General features: G+C 35.3%; 19 protein-coding genes. 6 read left to right on the forward strand and 13 right to left on the reverse strand.

Going from position 1 to position 24,408, the window contains the following annotated elements:
• The first annotated feature begins 239 nt into the window (after positions 1-239).
• The gene (locus HUW48_RS21905; RefSeq protein WP_182412959.1) at positions 240-686 is read left to right on the forward strand and encodes an RNA polymerase sigma factor; all 447 of its coding nucleotides are present in this window, start codon (positions 240-242) and stop codon (positions 684-686) included.
• A gap of 192 nt (positions 687-878) precedes the next feature.
• Here HUW48_RS21905 and HUW48_RS21910 read toward each other — a convergent pair whose 3' ends face one another.
• On the reverse strand, positions 879-3,389 hold the full coding sequence (locus tag HUW48_RS21910; RefSeq protein ID WP_182412960.1) for a hypothetical protein: 2,511 nt from the start codon (positions 3,387-3,389) through the stop codon (positions 879-881).
• 836 nt (positions 3,390-4,225) lie between these two features.
• On the opposite strand from HUW48_RS21910, the gene HUW48_RS21915 reads away from it, so the two are divergent.
• Both HUW48_RS21915 and HUW48_RS21920 read left to right on the forward strand, forming a co-directional pair.
• Complete coding sequence (locus HUW48_RS21915) at positions 4,226-4,777, forward strand: RNA polymerase sigma factor (RefSeq protein WP_182412961.1); 552 nt, start codon at positions 4,226-4,228, stop codon at positions 4,775-4,777.
• 79 nt (positions 4,778-4,856) lie between these two features.
• On the forward strand, positions 4,857-5,735 hold the full coding sequence (locus tag HUW48_RS21920; RefSeq protein WP_182412962.1) for a tetratricopeptide repeat protein: 879 nt from the start codon (positions 4,857-4,859) through the stop codon (positions 5,733-5,735).
• Between the two features lie 261 nt (positions 5,736-5,996).
• On the opposite strand, the gene HUW48_RS21925 is transcribed toward HUW48_RS21920, so the two are convergent.
• The 9 genes from HUW48_RS21925 to HUW48_RS21965 form a co-directional block, all read right to left on the reverse strand.
• Complete coding sequence (locus HUW48_RS21925) at positions 5,997-6,251, reverse strand: hypothetical protein (RefSeq protein WP_182412963.1); 255 nt, start codon at positions 6,249-6,251, stop codon at positions 5,997-5,999.
• Positions 6,252-6,456: 205 nt separating this feature from the next.
• Positions 6,457-8,334 (reverse strand): alpha-amylase family glycosyl hydrolase, encoded by a 1,878-nt coding sequence (locus HUW48_RS21930; RefSeq protein ID WP_182412964.1) that lies wholly within the window; start codon positions 8,332-8,334, stop codon positions 6,457-6,459.
• A 189-nt stretch (positions 8,335-8,523) separates the two neighbouring features.
• The gene (locus tag HUW48_RS21935) at positions 8,524-10,323 is read right to left on the reverse strand and encodes a hypothetical protein (RefSeq protein ID WP_182412965.1); all 1,800 of its coding nucleotides are present in this window, start codon (positions 10,321-10,323) and stop codon (positions 8,524-8,526) included.
• Positions 10,324-10,751: 428 nt separating this feature from the next.
• Positions 10,752-11,120: a hypothetical protein gene (locus HUW48_RS21940; RefSeq protein ID WP_182412966.1), complete on the reverse strand. Its 369-nt coding sequence runs from the start codon at positions 11,118-11,120 to the stop codon at positions 10,752-10,754.
• A gap of 12 nt (positions 11,121-11,132) precedes the next feature.
• Positions 11,133-12,791, reverse strand: a complete 1,659-nt coding sequence (locus HUW48_RS21945) for a hypothetical protein (protein ID WP_182412967.1) — start codon at positions 12,789-12,791, stop codon at positions 11,133-11,135.
• Positions 12,792-12,869: 78 nt separating this feature from the next.
• Positions 12,870-13,946, reverse strand: coding sequence for a hypothetical protein (locus HUW48_RS21950; protein ID WP_182412968.1), 1,077 nt, complete (start codon positions 13,944-13,946; stop codon positions 12,870-12,872).
• A 56-nt stretch (positions 13,947-14,002) separates the two neighbouring features.
• Entirely contained in the window at positions 14,003-14,311 is a 309-nt protein-coding gene (locus HUW48_RS21955; RefSeq protein ID WP_182412969.1) for a hypothetical protein, read from the reverse strand.
• 20 nt (positions 14,312-14,331) lie between these two features.
• Entirely contained in the window at positions 14,332-15,798 is a 1,467-nt protein-coding gene (locus HUW48_RS21960) for a M6 family metalloprotease domain-containing protein (RefSeq protein WP_220463957.1), read from the reverse strand.
• A 122-nt stretch (positions 15,799-15,920) separates the two neighbouring features.
• Complete coding sequence (locus HUW48_RS21965) at positions 15,921-16,949, reverse strand: hypothetical protein (protein ID WP_182412970.1); 1,029 nt, start codon at positions 16,947-16,949, stop codon at positions 15,921-15,923.
• Positions 16,950-17,140: 191 nt separating this feature from the next.
• Between HUW48_RS21965 and HUW48_RS21970 the strand changes: the two genes are divergently transcribed.
• From HUW48_RS21970 to HUW48_RS21980, 3 genes are all read left to right on the forward strand, one after another.
• Positions 17,141-17,701 (forward strand): RNA polymerase sigma factor, encoded by a 561-nt coding sequence (locus HUW48_RS21970; protein ID WP_182412971.1) that lies wholly within the window; start codon positions 17,141-17,143, stop codon positions 17,699-17,701.
• A gap of 64 nt (positions 17,702-17,765) precedes the next feature.
• Positions 17,766-18,644, forward strand: a complete 879-nt coding sequence (locus HUW48_RS21975; RefSeq protein WP_182412972.1) for a tetratricopeptide repeat protein — start codon at positions 17,766-17,768, stop codon at positions 18,642-18,644.
• Between the two features lie 134 nt (positions 18,645-18,778).
• Positions 18,779-19,033: a hypothetical protein gene (locus tag HUW48_RS21980; RefSeq protein WP_182412973.1), complete on the forward strand. Its 255-nt coding sequence runs from the start codon at positions 18,779-18,781 to the stop codon at positions 19,031-19,033.
• Positions 19,034-19,171: 138 nt separating this feature from the next.
• Here HUW48_RS21980 and HUW48_RS21985 read toward each other — a convergent pair whose 3' ends face one another.
• The 3 genes from HUW48_RS21985 to HUW48_RS21995 form a co-directional block, all read right to left on the reverse strand.
• Entirely contained in the window at positions 19,172-22,483 is a 3,312-nt protein-coding gene (locus tag HUW48_RS21985) for a CHAT domain-containing protein (protein WP_182412974.1), read from the reverse strand.
• A 144-nt stretch (positions 22,484-22,627) separates the two neighbouring features.
• The gene (locus tag HUW48_RS21990) at positions 22,628-23,278 is read right to left on the reverse strand and encodes a response regulator (RefSeq protein WP_182412975.1); all 651 of its coding nucleotides are present in this window, start codon (positions 23,276-23,278) and stop codon (positions 22,628-22,630) included.
• An 89-nt stretch (positions 23,279-23,367) separates the two neighbouring features.
• The gene (locus HUW48_RS21995) at positions 23,368-24,141 is read right to left on the reverse strand and encodes a sensor histidine kinase (RefSeq protein WP_182412976.1); all 774 of its coding nucleotides are present in this window, start codon (positions 24,139-24,141) and stop codon (positions 23,368-23,370) included.
• Positions 24,142-24,408: the final 267 nt, after the last annotated feature.

Consider the following 24,408-nt stretch of genomic DNA (forward strand, 5'->3'; position numbering starts at 1 on the left):
GTTGCTAACACTTAATCTCTTGGGATCACAGCAATAATAATTTTACAGTATTAAAATTAACTATCCTGAGTAATTAGACTGATTCTTCTGATTAACTAACATAGCGGCTTTTGGCTCCTGTAAATTCCCCAGAATAATAACCTTGCAGTACCTAAAAAATAAAGTAAAAAATACGCCCAAGTTGGTATAAATACGTAGTAGCCAAGTAAAAATAGTTTATGACGTAAAGTAACAATAATGTGGACCCAGAAAGTAAAAAGTCAAATGAAGAACTAACCGAAGACCTCCGAAAAAGAGATGCGAAAGCCTACGAAAAAATGTATCGTAAATCTTTACCTTCTCTCATGCGGTTTGTTTATCTCAATCACGGGCATCAGGAAGATGCTCAGGATTTATTGCAAGAAGCAGCTATTGTTTTGTTTCGAAAACTGTTACAGCCGGACTTTGTACTTACTTGTGTCCCGTCCACGTACGTGTATTCCGTGGCCCGTAAAAAGTGGTTGTATTTACTTAAAAAGCGCAAACCAAATATTAGTAAAATTGTTGATATAGACGAATACATCGAGGTGCCGGATTACCTGCCCGAAGAATTTGAAATGCTGCTGGAAGAACAGTTCGGAAAAGCCATTGATCAATTAGACGAAACTTGTCAGGTAATTCTAAAAAATATTACTATCTTAATCTAAGTTTAGAAGAAATTGCCCAATCCATTAATTACACCAGCGCCTCTTTAATTCATTATATACCCCTTTACTAAGTTTTATCGTAATAACATCTAATATACCGGGTGAATTCAAAGATTAGTAGTTCATCAAAGTTTGTTTATTTTTCATAGATATTGAAGTATAAACAAACTTTGATCTTGATCGCAAACATATTTAGAATATACTTCTAAATATACTATTAAATCTTCCTTTTGAAGGAGTTTTAGGGAAAGGATTCTTAACAGTTCCTGCTACATACCATTTAGGCAGAATATTTGAGAATCCAAAATTGTCAGGTGTTTCTAATGCAGGAGATAATGGCCCTGTAAATAATTTTGCAAATGCTCGGGATTCTGTTTTATTATATGAATAGAATCTCATTCCTTTGCTAGAGCCATCTTTATCAAAAGAATACCCGTAACGCCGATCTTCTAATTCATATCCATCTCCATTTGGGCGGCTTCTAGGAAAAGCGGGGGCATAAGCCTGCCATTGATGATTACCATCAATGGACCTAACAACACCAAATAATACATTAGAAGCAATATTACCCTCGTATAATGAAGTACCATATCTTGTTGGGAATTTAATTCCTAACTCTTTAGCTATTGAGTTAAGAGCGTTTGCATCTAATAAACTAAGTTTAGCTAAAATAACAGCATTATATGCGGGTGCAAAGGACTCTGTATTAAAACTTCCTTCATGTACGCGCATATCTGCTAATAATCTATTAGCAACATCTGGAATTAGTAGAAGCTGTTTATTAGTTGCATCATTACTAAATACAGCATTAAGTTGTTGGTCAGAAATGCCATCAATATGCATTTTAATTAATGCTCCTAAATTACCATCAATAAGCATAGCTATTTGGATAGTTGCATCCTCCAATGCAGGTGTAAGTTCCTTAACAAGTATGTCCTCAGTCATACCAGCGGGATCAATAAGCCACCCTCCAGGCCCAAGTGCTTTGCGTAATTTAGAACGCAAGCTGCGTATTTCCTCAATACCATGTTTAATTACACATGCAGTTCCTGGAACCTCCTTTGGAACTGCCATAAATACCGGTGCCCAACAGTCAACCCATTGTTGTAAAGGAGTTAATGGGTTTTCTGAGGTCAGAATTGCTTTCATAACAGCAAAATTAGCATTTTCGTAAGCATCAATAGCTTTTATTAGATCACCTTCCCAATGCTTTAATGCTAAAGATACAGGGTTCAATTCTTGACTAAGAAGTACCCGATATTCGTCTATTTTGCCTTTTAAGGCAACTACTTGATCAAACAAGTCCTTTTGAGCCTTTTCTAATTTATCAAGTGCTTCTTTTGCTTGCTTTGCAAGTTCACGCCCTGCGTTATTTGACTTCTTAATAGCCTCTAGTCGTGCTAACTCAACAGAAGCTGCTGCCAAAGCAGTTGTAGCAGCTGCCTTAGCAGCAATAGCTGTACTTTTTCTTAATGTAGCTGCTTGGAGAGAAGCTGTAAGAGTATTTTTTTGTTTTTCTAAATCTGAAATTAGGTTTACTAAATTCTCATAAGCGGGATTGACAATATCCACAACTTTACAAACAGTTTCTTCAACAATTTTATTAAATGGCCAAGGTAACTTTTTAGTAACCACATCACATACTTTTTTTGAAAGTTTTGACGGAGTCAGCGCGATACTACGTTGAACACCCACAATCTCATTTTGTACGTTTGCAATTTTTCCAGGAAGATTAGCTGATAATTCCCCAGCCTCTATTATAATCTGTTCAGACTGTCTAATAATTCTATTTTGTTCCTCAATTATTTTTTTCTGTGCATCTATAAGTCGTTCATGTTGTTCTAATGCTGCATTAGCTATAACTAATTGTTGCTTTGCTTGTGCAATAGGTCCAACAAGGTCATTTGCCTTCCTAGTAATTTCAATTACTTCATTTTCTAACTTAAGTATTAATTTTTGAACATCACTGCCAGCACCTTCTGATGCTTTCTGAGCTTTATAAATTGCATTCCATACTTTTCTCATTGCAACTAAGTGTACTCCTGTATTTGAATTTTGGTACTCCCGAGAAGGATCGCTAGCTAAAATGAGGTGTTTTGAAAGAAATCCAACTGGAGCAGCTATATTATCTTGTACAGACCCTAAGGTATGGCCATTATGATCTCGAAGTGCGGGAGTATACTTATCAATGAAAGTTTCAACTGCAATATGTCTTACCTCAACATCTGTCTCTCCATCAATTAAAGAGAAAGCATCACCTGCGTACATGTTTACATAGCTATGTGCCCAGATATCACCTGCTGCATGACCCAACATGCCTAATGCGTAGGCTATATGGGCAGGATCATCTCCTGCTTCACGTACCGACCATTGCAACCAATCGTCAGTTTGCCAACCACCTTTTCGTCCTGGATGTACAACTGTTTGTCCTACAAGAATATCAGGAAAAGCATCAGGCCCGACATGGCCCATCCTATAAGTTGATGCATGAGCCCTTAATGCATCCACTATTCTTTTAGACACCTCATAATCACGACCATTTATGGTTAGCTTACCATCTAATAATACATCATTTAATACTTGTTGCGCTATCCAAACATGTGTCTTTGGTTTAAAACCAAAGACATTAGAAATATGCAGAAAAAGTATCAAAATTACTAATGTCAATTTATGGAAGCTATAACTTATCATTTTATATTTCATAAAAGCTAATGTTAATTAGGACGGAATTTTTATATTTTAAAGTTTTTATTTTTGTGAGAAAGACAAACTGTTGTTTTTATTTTTTAAAATTAAAATGCTATTAAAAGAAACTAAAGACACATCAATAATCTCCATCTTTACTCAATTTGCCTCAGATAAACAAATTTTTCATGTCTTGACTTACTTAGTATATTCATAAACAAATCAATTTGAAAGCTGAATATATAAATGCATAAAGAGTTTATACAGGTATTAGTTGTGTTCAATTCTTTACATTTATCTAGTTTGTGATAGACCTTATTTCGATAATTTTCTATGAACCACTCTAAGATTGTGCAGACCACAGGCAATGAGCGTTACAACATCTCGGATTTGCTCGCCTAGTAAGCAGATTTTCTCTTTTACAATTCAAATATTATCGAAGTATATATATCAGTTGTTAAACTCCCGGTCAAGATTTGAATAAACGAATTGAGAATTCTATGAAACTTCTGATCTATTAGGTACAACAGAGCCAATCTGAAATACTTCATCTGCTATCTATTAAGCAGAAGCTGGGAAGATTTAAATGGTTAAACCTGCGGTTAGCAACCATAGTGAGGTAAAGGCTTAACTTTGCAAGGCATTTCATCTGTTCATCATTGCGTAAATATTTAATTATTAGAAATTTATTTGTATATTTTAGCAACCCAGTGGCTAATTCTCGTATAGCGCCTATAAGAGATTTTTGGGTTGATTTTGACCTTAGTACCTGATTATGAAAAAAGGTAATCTCTATTTTAAATTTTTTAATATGATTTATTTAACAGCTTACCTCCGACTAATTATTGGTACTAATGAAGCGCAGACCCGAAGAAGACATTGCCCTCATCGCCGCCTTTCGACGAGGGGACCTGAAACCCCTGGATAAATTTTACTTTACCCATCGGCAGCAATTTGTAAAGTGGATGGAAAATACGTTCCGACTTTCCTCTGCTGAGGCCATCGACATCTATCAAGATGCTCATGGTGTGTTATACAAAATTTTGGTAACTGATAAGCTTACCGAGAATGGTTCCAGTCTAAAAACTTTTGTTTTTGGTATTGGACGTAACATTGCTTTAAAAAAAATTATTAAGCGCGCAAAAGAAGAAAAAGCGTTGAATGAGATTGCTCGAAATGGAGCACAAGATAACACAGCTGATTTAACAGAACTTCAGGATATAATAATGGCCATATATGAAAAGTTACCTGAGCCCTGTAAGTCAATTTTGCGTATGTACTATTTTGATGAATTCTCTATGCAAGAGATAGCTGATGAATTAGGATATAAAAGCGAAGATGTGGCTAAAAATCAGAAATGTCGTTGTTTGAAAACAATACGAGATAAATTATTAATTACCCGGTAAGAAGCGGGCAATTGATTAAATAATTAAATACCAAAAAGTTTCATATTATAACGGTTTAAGAAAGTTAAACTAGTTTCTCATGACCTCAAAAGAAAAGATTCAGCGGATAGATGCCTACCTTCAGGGGAATCTATCCGCTGAACAAGAAGCCCAGGTAGAACAATGGATGGACGATTACCTGAGCGGAACGCTATCCTTAGAAGATCAGGCCTGGTTCAACCAGAAACTACAACAGGATACCGCCTTTGCCCAAGAAGTAAATTTGCAACGGGATATTCGGCTGGGTTTGGAAAAAGCAATGAATCAAGAATTCCAGCAAACGAGCTTGTACAAGGATTTGTTGGCCAGTACCACTACCGAGATAGATCAAAACTTAAAAAACCGTTTTGTTCTTTTGGAAGAACAGCTGGCCGCCAAAGAGGAAAAAGTTATTCCGCTACAATCAAAGCCCGTAAACCGCTCCCTGTATTACTGGTTATCTGGAGTAGCTGCCTGTTTAATTTTAGGTTTCTTTGTTTACCTGTTTTGGCAAAACCAACATAAACCCGAACAGCTTTATGCCAAATATTACGAGCCATATATGATTGCTTCCGTACAACGGAATGGATCTGCGCAAAATACACAGCAACAAGCCATGCAAGCGTATGAGGAAGGTGATTATCAGCTGGCAGCAAAAGCATTTGAGTCGTGCTTAAGCCTTACTCCTCAGGATATAGATTGCCGATTTTATCTTGGTTTAAGTTACTTGGAAACTCAGCAACTACCAAAAGCCGAGCAAACCCTTAAACAAGTAATTCAAGCTACACCGAATGAGTACACCACCCGAGCTCAATGGTATTTAGCATTGGTATACCTGATAAATAACAAATCCAAAGATGCTAGATTACTATTACAGGAATTAAGTCGCGATCATGGCTTCTATGGAAAAAAAGCAGATATGTTAATGGAAGAAATGTAAATATGATAATATTTCTTCCATTAACATATCTGAATAGTTGAAATTAGTTTGCCTCTTTATTTTCTTTCGTTGTAAATAGAATTATAAATTGAATTTAAGAGTCTTCTAAGCGATAAATTTTTAAAAGAAACATCTGCGACTGATACAGGATAGTTCTTATTTAGAAACTAATGGTTGAAATACTTTAAATAAAATACCTATAAAAGAAAAATCATACTTAGAATATTTTCCTTTTATTAGGTGTTTTATTTAGGATCCTTGTTAATGAATTAATGTAACAGTTGCATTATCAACTTGACGAAAATAAGAAGAAGGTATGTCTTTTGTATGGTTAAAAGGCCCTCTTTTATGTGGATCGAATGCCTTTATTAGATCCTCAAGTTCTTTCTTCTTAAATTTGAACTTCATCTTAATAGATACTGGTTTACCTTTCACCTTATCGTACTCAAATTCAAAGGGTACATCTTCCTCGATTAATTCTTCACCAGTAGTTGATTGTTGAGTTTCTTCTTTCATTTTTTTGATGTTAAATAGTTAAACATATATAATCTAAATTTTAAATAATAAGCTTGTTGCAATTTAGTTTAAATGAATAATCAAGATAATTTGATTATTCATTTAAACTAAAGAAAATAAAAATTCTGTATTCCTAAATTTTTGGATATTACTTAATTTGCTTACAACTATTTTGCTTAAATAGCATGTAAACGAATATTTAATCTTAATACTTTTTGTAGTAAATAAAACCCCAATTAGAAGCCATATCTACATGAAGCAATCCATTATTGGCTCTGACCATAGTACCAGTCAGTAAATCTTCCCAAGGACCCTGATCAGGTACTTCGAAGGTTACTGATTGCGTTTGATCAGAAAAGTTTAATCCAACATAAAACCTTTCTAACCTGTTGTGCTTGTCTTCTCCCCAACGGTGATATACTACAACATTTTTGTCTCGATGAATACCAAATCCCTGAGGGTTAGGTAAGGCCCAGCCATCTTCCCAATTATTTGGATAGAAATTTAAAGAAGTAAGACCCGGGTGATCTTTTCTGATTTTTATTAACTTTTTATAAAGTTGAAATATTTGGGGGCTTGGTTCAGTGGCATATTTGTTCCAATCCAAAGGCCGGGGAACAACCCGTCCATGGCCATCTTCGGGCATGTCATTATCTTCGCCGTATTCCTGCGCATTGTAAATAAGAGGGGTGCCGGCACATGTAAACAAAGCAATTACATAAGGTTGGGTTAAATACCAATATTGGCGGCCACCTGCCTTTAAGGCAAACCGTCGGTGATCATGATTTTCGATGTACGTAGTAGGCCCTCTGCCTGGATCAAAATCTTTACCCTCATGGAGCATACGCATGATAGATGGTTCTATCTGCGGAAATCCCTGAGGCCGGTCACCCAGATAAGACATACTGTTACTCCGGAAATTATCCAGCCAGCAACTGGTAGCACCTACTTTATTAGTAACATCAATAGCGGCATAATCCCAGCTGTGTTCCAGTATACAAGAAAAGTTCTTATTTCCCGTTCTGGAAAGATGGCCACGTAGTTCAGAAAGAAGCTTTGGTAATCCCACTCCCCGGTTTCCCGGACGGTAAATACCTAAAGTATTATCTAATCGGATGCCATCAATCTTAAATGTATCTATCCAATAAATACAGGCATCACGGATATACTCCAAAGTACATCTGTTAGCATAATCCAAATCTTTAAAGAAAGCGGCCTGCTCAAAGTTTCCTACATAAGGAGAATCTGCTGGATCTTGATATAACCAATAATAGGGGAATCCCAAGCTAGGAAGTAAAGCATCCGCATGATTAAATACCCCATCCATTATAACATGAATACCCCTTTTATGGCATTCATTTATCAACCGCTTAAGATAGACCAGCTTATTGGTTTCGTTAGAACCGTTATTTACATATTTATAGGCTACCGAAAAGTATTGTACGGGATTATAACCCCAACTGAAATCCTTACCCGGACTATCCGCATAGGCCCAAGCAGTCCAGGGCATAAATTCAATGGCGTTTATTCCTAAATCTACTAACTCATCCAATTTTCGAACAATAGCCTCAAACGGTGCTTCGTCTAAAGTTTTATAGTTAGCCGTAAAATCATCAATCATTAACTCGTAAACAATCAACTCTTGATAAGGCAACCTGGGTGATTTTAAAGCTTGTACAATTTCCGTTTGCCCGCCTATTACAAAGGCCGAATTTTGATTTTCGGTGCCACCATACCGCGCACACGGATCAGAAATTAAACGGGAAGGCGCATTTTCAAATTCAACCAAGTATTTATACTCATAAAATCCTGGCGGTAATTGACCCGATGTATAAGAATAGAGTAATCCCTGAAGAACATCTTTATCATCAATATAATCCGAACTGTTCATGAGTATAGGCGCGTTCAAATCCCACTTATTATGGTTCGGATCTTGAAAGCTACCCACAACGTACACTTGTCTTATCCGTGGCAAACCTCCTCCAGCATATTGATGCGGGGCTCGTTCCCCATCCGGAATAAACAATTTAAAAGTTACTGTTTGGGTTGTATTATCTACCAAACCACCAAACTGCTCGTACATAATTTCAACTAAGATAATTTGGATACATTATAAGTACTTTTGAAATAAATGATCAAAGTATGAAAAAATGAAAAGATTTAACAACGTAATCTTTAATTAAATTACATTGTCAATCCTCCAAAAATCTTTTCATTTATACCTATAGACTTTTGAAGGATTTGGGAACATATAAATATTGAAATTCAACTTTTACTCTTTAATTTTTAAATTAACATTTTCAACTATCAAAGTTCCATCATCTTTTCTAGAACTAACTTCAATAATTATAGGTTTGTCCTTAATCAGGTTACCCGAATCAGCAGCAAATTGTACTGTTAGTTTACCATTACTATCTGAAGTATTACTAACACCTGTAAAACGACCAACTGAGACATTTTCTTGGGCTGTAGGTTGTTGATATGCCTTTATACTGTTCAGGCTGGTTCCTTCACTTACCTTACCTCTTTCTCTTTTGAGATAAATATCTATAGAAACAGCATTACCGCTTGGGTCTATTATAGTTGAGGCAGGCTCAATGATCATGTTATCGGGGTAAGCTCTTTCTAATGCAATTGTCTTTGTTAAAGAAGTAGAAGAATTGGGCAACTTAGCTGTGATCAAATAATTCTTAACTTCAGTACCAACCTGAATATTTGCTTCAGCCCTACCTTCCTGGCTTACCTCTAGAGTTTTACTGTTAGGTGTTTCACTATCTTGTATTTCTCCTGCACTTGTAGTGATTATTACTGATTTAGCTGGAGTATTAGTTAATGTAGAAATAACTTTAAAGGTAGTTAAACCGTCAGCTCTAATTGTAGCATTAGGCTCAAAGGATATATTGAGTATATCATTAACTGATAAAGGCAACACATTCAAAATTTGTTCTACCTTATAACTTGCTTGATTCTTTATATTAGCTGAAATAATATAATTTCCAGGAGTAGTATCTAATGTTAAAAACGTAGTTGCTGTAAACGTAGCATCATTCTCATTTACTAGTGTGGCATAAATTTCTTTATTTTTTTTATTTTCACCAGCAACATCAAAGGTACCAGCCGATGTGTTAAACTCAACTGTACGATTAGCTTCCCCGGATTGTTTTGGAACAGATGCAATTAGCTTAACCTTTGTTAGACCATCTGCTTTTAATTTACCATTAAGGTTATCAAAATTTTCTATCCTAAACTGTATAAAGCTTTCGTTAGTACTTAATGGTAAAACTTCTATTACCTGTTCTACTTTATAATCTGGCTTGTCTTTTATGTTGGCAGTAATAATATACTTACCAGATGTAGTACCTAGAGTAAGATAAGTAGATGCCGTAAACATCTCATCAGTTTCATTTTGCCGCGTTGCTAAAACTTCTTTCTTATTTTTAGATTCTGCCGCTACTTCAAATGTACCCGCCGACGTATTAAACTCTACTATGCGATTGGTCTCGGTTGCATTCTTTGGCACAAAGGCAATAAGTCTAATCTTTGTTGTACCATCTGCCTTTACTTTACCATTAAGATTAGCAAAATCTTCTATCTCGAATTTCGTAATATTATCAATATTGCCTAGTGGTAGAACCTCTAACTCCTTCTCTACCTTATAATCAGATTTAGAATTAATACTAGCAGAAATAACATATTTACCCGATGTTGTACCCAATGTAAGATAAGTAGAAGCTGTGAGCTTTTCAACATTTAGATTATCAAGGGTTGCGTAAACTGTTTTCTCCGTTTTATTTTCGGTTTCTACATCAAATAGACCAGCTGAGGTTTTAAATTTAATTGTGCGATTACCTTCATCTACACCCTTTTCAATTGAAGCTACAAGTTTAATCTTGGTAGTTCCATTGGCTTTTATACTACTTTTACCATTCTCAATTAATTTACCGTCTTCATCATAAATTTCTAATTGAATAATTTCCTTAATTGGAGTTACTTCCGGCTCTTCTTTACAGGAAAAGAATAAAGCAAAAATTACCCACAACCACTTATAACTAAATTTAATTCTTTTCATCATTTTAAATACCTAATTATAAATATAGTAATTGGATTCCGTACTTGTGATTATAAATTAAATGCTGTTCAACTTAATTATTACTGATTGTGTCTTTTTGTTTTTTACTAGAGATTTTATACTTAGATATATAATCTCTCAATATTACATTTTCTAGAGTACTTAAATAAACTGCTCCCTAAAAAAAATCATAACTTTTGTTATACACTCATGGGAGACCTTCATACATTCTTTGTACTGATAATTAATCCTAATAACGCTTTTATCACCATTGATGGAATAAACACTTAAAAAACATATTTTATTTTATTGGTAAATAATAACAAACCACAATCCTTGACAAGCATTAACCATAAGAAAAAGCTCAAAAGCAGAACTAGTAGCATAAAACATTTTTAATTGACAAAATTCAAAAAAATAGTACTTTAATTTCAAACAATCTTAGCATCAAGCGATCTTTTAAAAATAATTCTACAGCTCTCCGTATCACTTGATAAATCTAATGTATTTTCTGCTCTAACCTGCAACGGCATTTCTGAGAAATCCAGATTAGAATCTATCATTACAAGATCAACCTTCTCATGAAAATTTTGAGAAGAACTTCCTAATTTAACTAATTGAGTTATTTGTTTAGTTTTTATACCATTTCGTACAAACGCAACATCAATATGGGGCCTAATTTGATAAATAATTTTTACTGGAGTGCCTTTTTCTGCCGTAATCATAAAATCTAATTTTATTGATTTAGGTAAAGAAACTGAGCTAGGAGTTGCTGTTAAATTTGAAACTTGAATTGCCATTTTAATTTGGTTTTAATTTATAAAATTATTCTGGATTTCAGGAACAGTGTTAAAAAGTTTGTTAAATACAGTTCTAACATCTATATCAAAAGATAATGAAGCAAAAGGAGAAGCTTTGATCCTAGAATTTGACATTAAAGGGTTAGCATTCATTTTTTCATACCATATAACTCCACCATTAATTCTAACAGCATCAGCAATACGTATCCCGCCCCCAGTTAACAAATTAAAACTTCCAATCAAATCCGTTCTTTGTTCAGGTTCAGCAAGGCTTGTCATTGAAATTCCAATTAGTATGGACGCTCTTCTACCAAAATTTCTGCTCCATTCTTCAAATGAAATTTTACATGGATTATTCCATTTTAAAGGTTTTTCTTTATTAACAGGAGCAAAGTAAATATTTGTACCTAAATAAGGGGAAGCCTTATTTATTTGGGGTAAAACAGCTACACCTAAATCTGCACTAAAATAGTATTTAGCTCTGGCTTGAAAATTTCCTATACTATTTCCTGAAACAATAGATTCTAGAATTATAATATCTGATATAGTGGATACAAGCCTTTCTGCCTCTTGATTAAGCAATTCTACTCCTTGATTACTTAGGGCGCTATAATCTTTTGCAATTCTTATTAAATTCGGTAAAACACTTGTTATCTTATTAATTGTTTGGGAGGTTGAAGTTGACAAGTTCTTCCTATTTCGTTTGCTAAACATTGATAACTCATTCAAAAAAACTTCATAATCATTAATAAATAAATTCAGATCTTTACTATTCAAAAGTTTTTCATCTAGAGTTCTATTTGTAAGATCTTCTAATTTTAAATGAATAAACTCAGGTAGCCCTTTCTTTGGCAAATTCCTTTGATGAATTTTTAAAGCTTCAGAATTCCTTATAAAGTCTTCCTTAGAATTACTATTTATATTAAACAAATTATAAGCAATATCTTTTATTGTTTGAGCCAAATTAGCATCAAAAGACTGCTTCTGTCTATTCTCTTTCTTAAAATCTATTTTTAAAGGCCTTATGAAGTTAGATAGACTTTCTTCGGTATTATTAATTATATCATCTATTTGCTTATTTGAAAAAACGAAATCTACTTTTTTACCAACAGAACTTATATCTTTTTGCAGATTGGTTCTTACAAGTTCTTTTACTGCATCTCTTTCGTTTTTTGAAAGCTTCCTTTGAAAACCAAAGTAAAATTTATAAAATCTATTAGGCTTAAGTTCATCAACCATTATAGAAAAATTGTCATTTTCATTTTCTTTAGGCACAATCAGATTTTCATTATTTTGCCAATAATTAACATTCGTCCAACAACTTGCTTTATCAGTGCAACCCATACTCCCGAATACTTTTGTTGTGTCTATTATTGTACAAAAATCTTTTATTTCCTTTGCTTCTAAATACTTTGTTACAATTTTTATAAAATTGGCTGATTTTTCACCCTTTATTATAAAAGGTTCATCGAAGGGTAAAGTACCTCTAAAATAATTTCCTTTTAGATCAATTTGTACCTCTTTAAATGGTTCTTCTCCTTTTGGCTCTTCTGGTTCTGCTGCTTTAGGATCAGTTTGACAAAAGCCACTTAAAGGAAATAAGAAAATATTGCTATAGATTAACGTCGCACATACATATCTAATGATATTATCTATATTCATTGGCGCCATACTAGTCGTTTTTAAATTTTAGAAGGTATTTTTAATATTTTTTATAATTGGACTACCTCAAGTTTAAAATTTAGATATTTATAAAGTTATACCTTGTAATTTGGAAACTTCCGCTCTTAGTTCTAAAAGCTCTTTCAGTTTCTTCAACTCTTCAATTTCTTTTTCTTGCTCAATTCTTAGTTTAGTTTCTGTATCTCCCACTTTGGCTTTTTTATCTTGTTCGCCAAGTTCCTTATTTGCTTTAATATCTGAAACAAGCTTGCTTATAGTACCCACAGTAGAATTTGAGTTTTCTACTGTTTCTTTTATGTGGCTTTCAGTTGTTAAACCAATTTTTTGTAAACCACCAGTATTTTTGCTAAACTCAATCACATTACCAGTTTTATTTAGCATGTTACCTTTAGTAAGCATTATCGTATTTAACTCTCCAAATTGTGGAAAATAATCATATTCATTAATCACTTCTTGCTCATTAATTGAGCTATTATTTCTTATTAACACTCTTACATTACATAAAACAGGGTCTCTGTAAAAAATTTTGGTTGAATCTTTTATAGCTTGATCCTGCCATTCTACCACCTTTGACATACCATAAGGTTTAATTATCAATTCAACATCTGGGAACTTTACATTATTCTTCTGATTGAAAGGGGAGTTAATAATTTTATAGTAAAAACTTTTATCAGGAGCAATTAGCATTTCAGCTGTTCTAATTGTATGAACAATTGATATTGTTCGTTCCCTTGTTTCCACCATTTCTGTTGGTTGCTCTTCAACTGGCGGGGCTGCCAAAGGTATTCCTATGCCTAGTTTCAATAAAGATGATGCAAAGTCTACCGTACCTTTAATAACATCCTTCAGTATAGGATTACTTTCCGTATTTATAGATTGTAGTAATCCAGCTCCATTTTCATCATAACATACCGTAAAAGTGGTTTGATACCAAAAGCTTTTGAACTTACTATAATCGTAAGTACATTTTTTATTAAATTCAGGAAGTAATAAGAGATCTAAAGCAATATCATCTTGTATATAACACTCTAGTATTTTTGTATCTGCCCTATCTTCTCTTATAGTAAGTTCTTCTTTTATAAAGTACTTGATTGTTAACTTAAATACTTTTTCTGGTAAATAATACTCTATTATGTTACTCATATACTATTTGTTTATACCTGATGTATAATAATTAATTTGACACAGATCGAAAGAACTTAAATCATTTCTACTTTATCACCAATAAGAAAAAACGACCCGCCTCTCTCATCACCCTGGAAGAAAATACTTGCTTTTATTTTATCCTGTATATGGAAAGCTTTCTTCATTTCTGGATGCACCAAAATAGTTATTTCTTTTCCTAAGTAGCGATTGGCGAAGTTTGCATACCCACTTACATCCTGAGTTACTTCTACTTTTACACTCCAGGCATTTCCAATACCTTCAGGGCCTTTTTCAATTTTGAGAATTTGACCTTGTATAATACTTTGGTTAGGTGCACTTGGAACGCTATGCTTTAAAGTCATCTCCAATATTTTTGAAGTATCTAAGCAACTACTTCGGGGGTAATAGTTACATCAATCCTCATTTCCGGATCACCGGGGTTTCCCTTAACGTTAATAGTTATTCCCGTCCATTTTCCATTTAGGTTTAAAGGTGGTTGTGTATTTTCACCTAGGCTTCTGTTCTCCACTCCGTTTATTACACTAGGATAAAGATCGTCGCCATCGCCCCTATTTCCCTGTCCAAAAATCTTTGCTAAGTCTCGCCGATTATCAGCTTGAATAATTTCTACGGCGAGGTTATTCTCATCATTTACATTATCAATTGTCTCATCAACCGTATAGATAGCTAGTCCTTCATCTGGCAAAAATGTATCTTGCTTACTTCGGCGGCGATACTCTACAAAAACATATTCAGCAGGGTTAGTCATTATGGATGGATTTTTAATCATCACAATGCTTCCTCCTTCAGAGGCAGGTTTCAAAACAATGTCATTCTGACTATCAGTAACTTCCATAGGAGCAATCCAATTATGGAACATTCGTAACATTCCATTAGGTAAACTAGGGGTAATACCACTATTATTCCAGGATCCAGAAGCCATTAAACAATAACTACCCAGGCCATTTGATCTGCTAGCTTGCGATTGTCCGGTATCGTAAAAATCGGCCCATCGGGCTGCTAAATGTCCCCATTCGTGGGCACATACGCCCATTTGGCAATCTTCCGGAACTGTTAAGAAGGTTCTAACTTTTAAGTTTTCTCCAACTTTAATAGCTTTGGGCACTACCCATTTCAGGCTCCAGAAATCTTCCGTATCACCTGTTTCTTCAGCTCCCCTACCGGCATGAATAATGAAAAGTGCTGTTACCATCCCTTCATCCAAAGCATCAAAGCCTGTAAAGTCTACACCCTGTGCCAATGCGACACGCACTGCATCTTCTGCCATTCCTTGAGCATTGTTAGGATAATCTCCCATTCCGGATGAATCATTGGTATAGTAACTACTTAGATGAGGAAGCCGAATCCAACCATGTACCTCTCCTTTTATATCTATTCCCTTATTTTCATCAGCACTATAGTTGCTAATCCGCCGATAATATTCTGCCATACTACCTGTAGGGAAAACATCTAAATCACCAAAAAGCATTTCTTTATAGTAAGAAACAGGTTTGTTAGGGCTATGAGGTCTGTCTTCAAAATCTACCAAAAGCACTATTGTATTAATAATCCCCTCTAATGCTTTTGTAGGCCGTTCAATAAGTTGAAGTTCTTTTTTGGAAGCACTGGTTGTTTTACCATCATCTAAGCCAACATAGTTCTCACTTCTTCTACTGGCACTCCATACCTTAAAGAATTCATCAAATGTGAGGTTTTTAGGCAGCCTGCCTGTATCTAACAAGCTTTTATACCTTACATACAATTGAAGCAACAGCTTAGGCGATGGAGGAACCTTGCAAAATGCTTTGCAACAGTGTAGAGTTTTAAGATTAGAAGCTTTAACCAACATAATTATATCCTTTAATTTATTTAAATATTAAATTGATTTATAAATAGACTATATTTTTTATTACCCAATATACTATGCTCAATTAGGCCAGTAAATACGGCATTTGCCGTATTTTTTAAGTTTCATTTCTTAGCTATTTCTTCAGCAAAGTCGGCATATCTTGGGAAATAAAAGGTTCTGGTTTTCGTATCATTTGTTTCAGATGGAGGAACGGAACCTGGCCAAGGGTATTTTAACTCTACTTCAAAGGCTGGAGCTGATAAATCAGATAAGAGCCCTTTGTTCTTGCTTTCGGATAATTGGGCTATCTCAGCTAATTTTTGGTACTCTTCCATTAGCAGGTAAGCGGCGCATAAGTTGTATATTAAAGCATTCCCAACTTTCTTATTTATTTCGCTTTTCTTATCAGTCCAATTCACTTTCATAAGGTGGCTTTCCCAAGTTTCGGCTATTGGACGCAGCTTTTCTTTATCTATGTCGGGTGCAGCAATAAGCGTAGTAAAATCACTAGTTACTTTGTTAATTTCCTGATAAGCCGGTGCAGATCCTTCGATTATATTACTTACAACCTTTACTTTAAATTTATTCGGGCTTAAATCGTAACTTACCCGGCTGTTTACTTTATTTACCAAGTATTTTGTAAGGTCACTCACCAAAGCATTTTTCAGGTAAATATCTAATTCTGTTTTACTGCCAAAAGCCGGCGTATTGTAGGTGCCATCTTCTCTTTTATAGGTAGCAACTTCATCCCCGGTGGTCTTATCTATAACCTCATAACCGTAATCTGCTTTATAACTTACCTGGTAATAAACTCTGGGTCGGCCACCTACATTTGCTTGCGTCATTTGTTTTTCGGAGGGATAAACATTCTTTACCCACACCTTTAGCGTTAAGTCACCATCCGCTTTTTTGTATTCCAAACTTGGCAATTTGGGCCTTTCCCCAGCTGGTACTACCATGTCGCCATAATCATACTCCATGGAGTAGGAAGTATATTTAGGTGCAAGCGCCACTACCGGAGTTTTATAGTAGGTTGTCCAAACTTTTTTGTTCGAAACTTTTTGAGCAGATACCTGGCAGGCCAAGATAGTCAGGACTGCTAATAATCCGGCTTGTTTAGCCTTAGTTTTGAAAGTGCATAATTTTTCCATAACTTGTTGTAAGTCAATTATTTATTTTATTTTTAAAGCAACCTTTTTCCTACGTTCCGTATATGGCTGGTAAGAGATTTTTTGGTTAATTATGACCTTAGTACCTGATAATGAAAAAAGGTAATCTCTGTATTAAAATTTTTTTATTATGATCATTTTAACTGCTTACCTCCGACTAATTATTGGTACTAATGACTGTAACCCGACCCAAACCAAACCAGACCATGTTCGACGTTTATGAACAAGGTGACCCAGAAGACCTGGATAAATTTTATCTGGAAAACCGGCAAGAATTTATCAAGTGGATGCAAAATACGTTTCGTATTTCCGCAGACGATGCCACGGACATCTACCAGGATGCCATTATTGTAATTTTAAAAAAACTAAAAACTGAAGATTTTATTCTTCACAGCGCTTGTTTAAAAGTCTTTGTTTTTGCTATTGGTCGTAATATGGCCTTCAAGCTGCTTCAAAAAAGGAATAAGGAAGGTAAAGCATGGGGTGAGTCTGGTAAGTGGGGAGACCCGGATGATACGATTGAGTTTACAGAAACTCAGAAAATTGCTATGGAATTCTACGAGAAATTACCTGAGCCGTGTAAGTCCATTTTGCGGCTGTATTATTTTGAGCAGTTATCCATGCGGGAAATTGCTGAGCAGTTAGGCTACCACAGCGAAGATGTAGTTAAAAATCAGAAATGTCGCTGCATTAAAGCTATCCGGGATAAACTTTTTCCTTCTAATAAGAAGTAGAACCTTATTCTAGTAAAGTATTGTAAACATTAAAGCTGTTTAAGAAAGTTAAACTAGTTTCCTCATGACCTTAAAAGAAAAGATTCAACAGCTTGATGCTTACCTGCAGGGGCATCTAGCTGTTGAACAAAAAGCCCAGGTAGAACAATGGATGGAAGATTACTTGAGCGGAACTCTATCCCTGGAAGATCAGACCTGGTTTAACCAGAAATTACAGCAGGATGCTACCTTTGCCCAGGAAGTAGACCTGCAACGGGATATTCGCCTAAGTTTGGAAAAAGAATTAGACGAGGAATTCCAGAAGGATGTTCTGCACCTACAGCTGCTTTCGAGTGTTGAACAAGGTATAGACCAGAACCTAAAGCAGCGCTTTGCTATTCTGGAAGAACAGCTAGCCGCCAAAGAGGAAAAAGTTTTTTCGCTAAACCCAGAACCGGTAAACCGTACCTGGTATTACTGGCTTGGTGGTATAGCTGCTTGCCTGCTGGTGGGCTGCTTTGTGTACCTGTTTTGGCGCAACCAACACAAACCCGAACAGCTTTTTGCCAAGTATTACGAGCCTTATATGATTGCTTCCGTGCAACGAAATGGATCTACGCAGAATACCCAGCAACAAGCCTTGCAAGCATATGAAGAAGGTAACTATAAACTGGCGACAAAAGCATTTGAGTCGTGTTTAAGTCTTACTCCCCAAGATGTAAGTTGCCAGTTCTATCTAGGGTTGAGTTATCTGGAAACTCAGCAGCTACTCAAAGCTGAGCAGTCCCTTAAGCAAGTAATTCAAGCTACGCCGAATGAGTATGTAAGCCGGGCTCAATGGTATTTGGCTTTGCTGTACTTAAAGTCTAACAAAACTAAAGATACTGTATCACTCTTACAGGTTTTAAGACAAAACCAAGGGTTCTATGGAAGAAAAGCAACAAAGCTGTTAAAAGAAATGTAAGTATAGATTACCTTTTACATTAATGTCTAAAGTAAAATAAATAAGACAAACTATTAAATTTTTCAGACTGAAATGAATATATTAAACTTTTATTATAGCTTAATGTAATTCTCTAATCACTAATGTTTATAAATATGGAAGTTAAAGTTCAAAATATTGAGACTAATGCAAGAAATATAACAACTATATTTCTTAACCTAACCCCTTCAAATCAGTCCGATGTAGAAATGAAAATTGAAATAGAGATTGATGAATACAAAATAAATAAGGAGATGGAAGCGTTAAGCGTACACTCACTTTCCCTCGATCATCCTCACACCCAAAACATTCCTACCTCTAGAGGTGGGATTACAGGTTCAGTTACAATTGGTAAACGACCAGAAGTATAGGAATCCGAAAAGCAATAGAGAAGAGAAAAAAAAATTTCCTGATTTTTCACTTTGTCCCATAAAGTTGCTTTATAAGTTTCTAATGATGTGCAACCATAGGTTTACAGAAATAAACTTCTGATTAATAAATAGTTATACTTATTGCTTTAATTTAAGTAATCCTGCAAATATTAGCACCAACAAACATAAACCGGCAATTAAAAAAGGAAGTATTTTAGAACTTTGCTTATGTAATGGTTCAGCATTTCCAACAATGACAAAACTTCCCCATAAAGCCGGATTAGATTGATTATCATCAGCAGAGTTTAAATATTGAAGTTTGGCTTGGTACAAGGCATCATCCTTGGCAAGCCCTTTCTTCAATCCTTCGTAAAAATACTGCATAATGCGGGAGGTAGGCTTATCAGTTGCTGGCCATAAACTTACCAACATAGCTGGGCAGCCTGCATATGCAAATCCCCGGGCGAAACTAATTACTCCTTCTCCCTTTTGCAGCTTTCCTACGCCCGTATTACAGGCACTTAATGTAACTAATTCTGCCCTTAATTTTAAATTATACAATTCGTAAGCGTATAGATAACGATCTTCCTCGGTCTTGTTTTCAGAATAAAAAACCAACTTCGACAGATTTGGATGCTCATCATCTATAAGGCCATGAGTAGCTAAATGAATAATATTATACTGTGGAGCTAAGCTTTTAAACAGAGCTTTGTTAGCAGCATTGTTCAAATAGTAATTCCCCCTGAACATTTTGGCAATTTTTTCAACCTCTTCCCTGCTTCCCGGTAAATCCGGGAAACTATCTACAGAACCTCTTAATGCAACTGACTCGTTTGATACTGTTTTAGCCAGAGATATATTTTGGTTACTAGGAGCCAAGCCCAAAAAACTTTTTGGAGCATTCTGATATTTTTTATTATGGTTATCTAAAAGCAAAGTTGCTGAATAGTGATAACTCATCTGATAATCTTTCACTAAATAGTTTAAGCTAGAGTAATCTAAACGGCTTGGCTCAGGTTTCTCTTTTAAAAGTATTTCGAAAGGAACATAGCTTAATTCCATATCTGGAATAATAATTAACCTCTTTACTCCTTTTAATTGCTCCTCAAGAGGTGCTAACAAAGAGTTGTATATATTGTGTGCTTCTTTAACATAAACTTGTTTATTTTCATTTATTAAAGCAGCCCGCATTAGTTGGACTCGTTGTATTAAAGAATCGTTACTCACTCTTACAAGAGAATATTGAGTTGGAGAAATGGCGAATATATATAATAAACTATCGGTAAATGCGAATTCGATTAATGATTGACTAGGCACCAAGATCTTTTGTACATCTTTTATCCGTGCCACGGTATTGCTGAACTTTAGGCTATAATAATTAGGATAAGTTTTTTCAATGCGTTCTACGAACTCCGCATAATAGCGCTTAGTCTCTGCTAGTTTGGATTGAAGTTCGCTAATATATGTCCCTTTTACAGATGACTCTGATGAAACTTCAGCTAACTTTCTCTCATAAAAAGCAATTCTGGACCGAAGAGAATCTTCAATAGCTACAATAGAATCAGGGATACCAGCCTTATATGCTGCTCCAATTTGCTTCGTTACCTCCAATAGTACACTTGCTTTACCTTTTTCAGAAAAAATAAAAGCTTGATCTATGTATTTTGAATTATGGGTTAGTTCATAAAGTAAAGTAGCTGTTTCTAAACCCTGCTGGTAAATATTACTTGTGTAACTATTAAGAAGTAATTTTGCTTCTTCTCCTTTATAGCTTTGCCGAAGCATATTTATTGCTTGAGTTGTTAATTGATAATAAGTCAGAGCACTCTTTAATAAGTTAATGTCTGATTTATTTTGATCATATTTTTTTCTGAAGGTTTTGGCTTTAGCAACTAAGGCTCTGGCTAAATGATTTTTAGCAGCCACTTTTTGCAAATCAGCTTCACTTAGGGTAGAACGAAATGTATAATGTGGTACTAGCGATTTTATAGATTGATCATAATAAAAACTTGCGCTATCTAATTCATCTTTTCCTAACCATGCATCACCAATGTCGGTGAGTAAGCCAGCTACGTGCGGGTGTTTGCGTCCGGATATTTGGGTATAAATTCTTAATGACTTTTCAAAGTTGAAATTAGCTTTATCATAAGCATGTTGGCTCATAAAAATTTCGGCAATTGCGCTGTAACAACTGGCTTGACCCAATTGATAATCTTCTTCAGTAGAGTCAGACGAGTACAGGTCAAGTGCCTTATTGCAGTTAGCTAATGCCAGTTTGATTTGACCCTTTTTGGCTAAAGCTTGGCCTAAATTATTGTGAATGTAAGCCCCTTCAACAGGTGAAGCCACTTTGCCAATTATCTGCAGAGCTTTTCTGTAGCTTTCTATGGCTTTGTCAATATAACCTAAATTATAATAGGACACACCCAAATTCCCGTATATTACACCTAAATCTGGATAGAACTCACCAAATTGCTCTAGAAAGATTGCAACAGCATTCATATAATATGCGATGGCCCTTTCATAATCACCTTTGTCTTCATAGGTATTGCCCAAATTATTGTAAACAATAGCTACATTAACATTTCTCTCTCCCAGAACAATTTTGTAAATATTTAAGGCCTTTTGATAATAAGCAATTGCTTGTGGACCATCCCCCATTGCATTTGAAATCATACCTAAATTGGCGTAAATTTTACCTCTTTCCGGATGATTTCTCCCTCTATTTTTTACAATAATAGCCAAGCTTTCCTTATACATATAAAAAGCGGAATCAACCAGCTGTTGCTGGTAATAGATATTTCCTAAAACCATATAGCAACGGGCAGCGGATTTATCTTGAATTCCTACATGATTTTGATAGATATTAAGACTCTTTTTTAATGCGTGTAAAGCATTTTCATATTCAGCTTTCTTATAACTAATTTCTCCAATACCTCTTAAACTTTCTGCAAGTGCATAATAGTCCTTATTATTTAGTTTATGATTTATGTTGAGAGCCAGGTGAAGGAGAGAATCTGCTTTATGTAATTTACCTTGAAAAGTTGCCAACTCACCTAAGTAATTATAAGTTCGAGCTATTTCAGCAGAAGAATCAGGTAGGTGTAATAATCCAAAATTTAGATTTTTTTCAAAAATTTGATTAGCCTTATCCAAGTTCCCCATCAATTGATAATTTGCTCCTATCCTATTTTTACATCTCAGGTATAAGTGCCATTCTTGTTTTCGGTAGTATTGAGTAGCTGCTTTCTGAAATAGTATATTAGAGCTATCAAAATGAGCCGAATCAGAAAGAGTTATAGCATTATTATAATAATTCTGCTCAAATTGATAACTAGTCTTTTCTTGAGGAGAATCTGGTTTAGAGGATAAAGCGGTTCTTTTTTCGCACCCGAAAAGTATTTGTATTACTAATAAAACAATGGTTATACGACAGATATCCTTATCCATAGCAGCTTATTAATTTAAATGGAAAACGTTCTAATTAGGTTGAAGTTTTACATTTATTAATTAGTAAGATTTCTACATTTTTAAATTGTGCTTGCTTACTATGTTTTTCGTTATAACTAATAGTCTGTATATGTAGGGTATTTGCTACTTGTTTCCTCCATTTAGTTTAGCCACAAGTTCTTTATATGAATGTACCTGTAGCTTTTCGAAAATATGTTCCAAGTGTTTTCGTACAGTTTTATCAGCTACAAAAATCTTTTCTGCAATTTGTTTAACTGTCTTCCCTTGCATCAACAACTCCAATATTTCCTGTTCTCGTTTCGTCAAGTTTTCAGTTCCTGATATAGGTGGTTTAGGGATAGGTACATCTCCCTTCAAGTAACTAAGTACCCGGCTTGCCAGTGTAGGTGAAAGTGGCAGACCACCCTCCAGTACATAATTTATTGCGTTAAATAATTGATGTGGCTTTGCGTCTTTCAATAAATAACCGGAAGCTCCAGCCTGTAAAGCTTCAAAAAGCTTTTGCTCGTCGTCCATCACCGTTAGCATTACAATCTTCAGGTCCGGGTATTTTTGCTTGACTCGCCAAGTTGCTTCAATACCATTCATCTCCGGCATCTGCACGTCCATCAGCAACACTTCTGGTATAGTACCAGTTGCTAAAGTTTGAAGTAAAACTTGTCCATTTCTTACCTCAAAAAGCACTTCTACTTCTTCGCTTAAAGCTAATTTATCGCGAATATCTTGCCCTAATTGGGCATTATCTTCCACTATTCCGATGGTAGTTTTATGCATTAATAGAAAAAATTAGCTGTAGATGTTGCCTTATATATTCAAATGTAAGTCGTAGAAGAAGACTTGTAAATACGACAAATAACGTATTTTCAAACATTTAAGGGTAGAAGTATGCAAATACGGGTACCGAAAGCACCGGAATGGAGGCTAAATACACCTTTCATCTCTGCTGCTCGTTGGCGCATGTTATTTAATCCAAATCCTCGCTGGGTAGTATGCAGATCAAAACCTTTCCCATTATCCTCTATAATGAGTATCAGGTTAGATTTATAAACAGTTAGTTTTACGTTTACCTGTGTGGCATTGGCGTATTTTAAAGTATTGTTGGTGGCTTCTTGGGTAATGCGCAGTACGTGTAAGGCTAATAAGGGTGATAGCGTTAAATTGTCCCGCGAGTTTCGGAGTTGCCAGTATAAAGCTGGGGCATCCCGGTCTTCCCATACTTTCAATAACATATTGTGCAATCGGGCACCAAATGCATCGATAGCAATTGTTTCATGGTTCAGGAGCCAGATTGTTTCTCGCAAAGTCTGGTTCATCTCGCGGGCAAATTCACTTAAGCGCAAGAGGTGGTTCGGATCGGCTTTACCCGAGCATGCCATTAAATCCAAGCGGGAAATTAAATGGGTGAGCTGGGAACCTAAGCCATCGTGCAGGTCGCGGCCCAAGCGTTGGCGTTGGGTTTGCAATTCATTTTCTAGGCGCAAAGCTTTAATCTCCTTGGCTTGTCGGGCGCGCTCAGCTTCGTACGCCGATTGCTGGAGTACTTGGTAAGCCAGTAATAATTGTTCTTTGGTTTTGTAATGCTGCACTAGTCGGTAAGCCCATTCCAGGGCATTACTCAGCAGGTTAGTGACTACCATAAGTATTTTAGTAAATCGGTCTAGAACGCGTACAATTCAATATATTCCGTAAAAGCACAACATTAGATCCAGTGCTTAATACCAAAATTTTAAATTCCAATAAAATAATACAATAATTTAGAACCATAGGTAGCCTAAAACAGGTAAGGAATTTAACCAGTAGAGCACCTTCAGTTTTCTAATAAATTAGCAATGAATTTGTATTGGGAACAAAAGGATCCGGAATGGTTGTGTCTTCTTGGATGCCTTAATAAGCAAAGAGGTGTA

Origin of the sequence: Adhaeribacter radiodurans (genome assembly GCF_014075995.1) — a bacterium.
GTDB lineage: Bacteria > Bacteroidota > Bacteroidia > Cytophagales > Hymenobacteraceae > Adhaeribacter > Adhaeribacter radiodurans.

Excerpts from the sequence above, each read along its gene's own strand:
- HUW48_RS21910 (WP_182412960.1), bottom strand. The coding sequence starts at position 3,389 with ATGAAATATAAAATGATAAGTTATAGCTTCCATAAATTGACATTAGTA.
- HUW48_RS21915 (WP_182412961.1), top strand. The coding sequence starts at position 4,226 with ATGAAGCGCAGACCCGAAGAAGACATTGCCCTCATCGCCGCCTTTCGA.
- HUW48_RS21920 (WP_182412962.1), top strand. The coding sequence starts at position 4,857 with ATGACCTCAAAAGAAAAGATTCAGCGGATAGATGCCTACCTTCAGGGG.
- HUW48_RS21925 (WP_182412963.1), bottom strand. The coding sequence starts at position 6,251 with ATGAAAGAAGAAACTCAACAATCAACTACTGGTGAAGAATTAATCGAG.
- HUW48_RS21930 (WP_182412964.1), bottom strand. The coding sequence starts at position 8,334 with ATGTACGAGCAGTTTGGTGGTTTGGTAGATAATACAACCCAAACAGTA.
- HUW48_RS21935 (WP_182412965.1), bottom strand. The coding sequence starts at position 10,323 with ATGATGAAAAGAATTAAATTTAGTTATAAGTGGTTGTGGGTAATTTTT.
- HUW48_RS21940 (WP_182412966.1), bottom strand. The coding sequence starts at position 11,120 with ATGGCAATTCAAGTTTCAAATTTAACAGCAACTCCTAGCTCAGTTTCT.
- HUW48_RS21945 (WP_182412967.1), bottom strand. The coding sequence starts at position 12,791 with ATGGCGCCAATGAATATAGATAATATCATTAGATATGTATGTGCGACG.
- HUW48_RS21950 (WP_182412968.1), bottom strand. The coding sequence starts at position 13,946 with ATGAGTAACATAATAGAGTATTATTTACCAGAAAAAGTATTTAAGTTA.
- HUW48_RS21955 (WP_182412969.1), bottom strand. The coding sequence starts at position 14,311 with ATGACTTTAAAGCATAGCGTTCCAAGTGCACCTAACCAAAGTATTATA.
- HUW48_RS21960 (WP_220463957.1), bottom strand. The coding sequence starts at position 15,798 with ATGTTGGTTAAAGCTTCTAATCTTAAAACTCTACACTGTTGCAAAGCA.
- HUW48_RS21965 (WP_182412970.1), bottom strand. The coding sequence starts at position 16,949 with ATGGAAAAATTATGCACTTTCAAAACTAAGGCTAAACAAGCCGGATTA.
- HUW48_RS21970 (WP_182412971.1), top strand. The coding sequence starts at position 17,141 with ATGACTGTAACCCGACCCAAACCAAACCAGACCATGTTCGACGTTTAT.
- HUW48_RS21975 (WP_182412972.1), top strand. The coding sequence starts at position 17,766 with ATGACCTTAAAAGAAAAGATTCAACAGCTTGATGCTTACCTGCAGGGG.
- HUW48_RS21980 (WP_182412973.1), top strand. The coding sequence starts at position 18,779 with ATGGAAGTTAAAGTTCAAAATATTGAGACTAATGCAAGAAATATAACA.
- HUW48_RS21985 (WP_182412974.1), bottom strand. The coding sequence starts at position 22,483 with ATGGATAAGGATATCTGTCGTATAACCATTGTTTTATTAGTAATACAA.
- HUW48_RS21990 (WP_182412975.1), bottom strand. The coding sequence starts at position 23,278 with ATGCATAAAACTACCATCGGAATAGTGGAAGATAATGCCCAATTAGGG.
- HUW48_RS21995 (WP_182412976.1), bottom strand. The coding sequence starts at position 24,141 with ATGGTAGTCACTAACCTGCTGAGTAATGCCCTGGAATGGGCTTACCGA.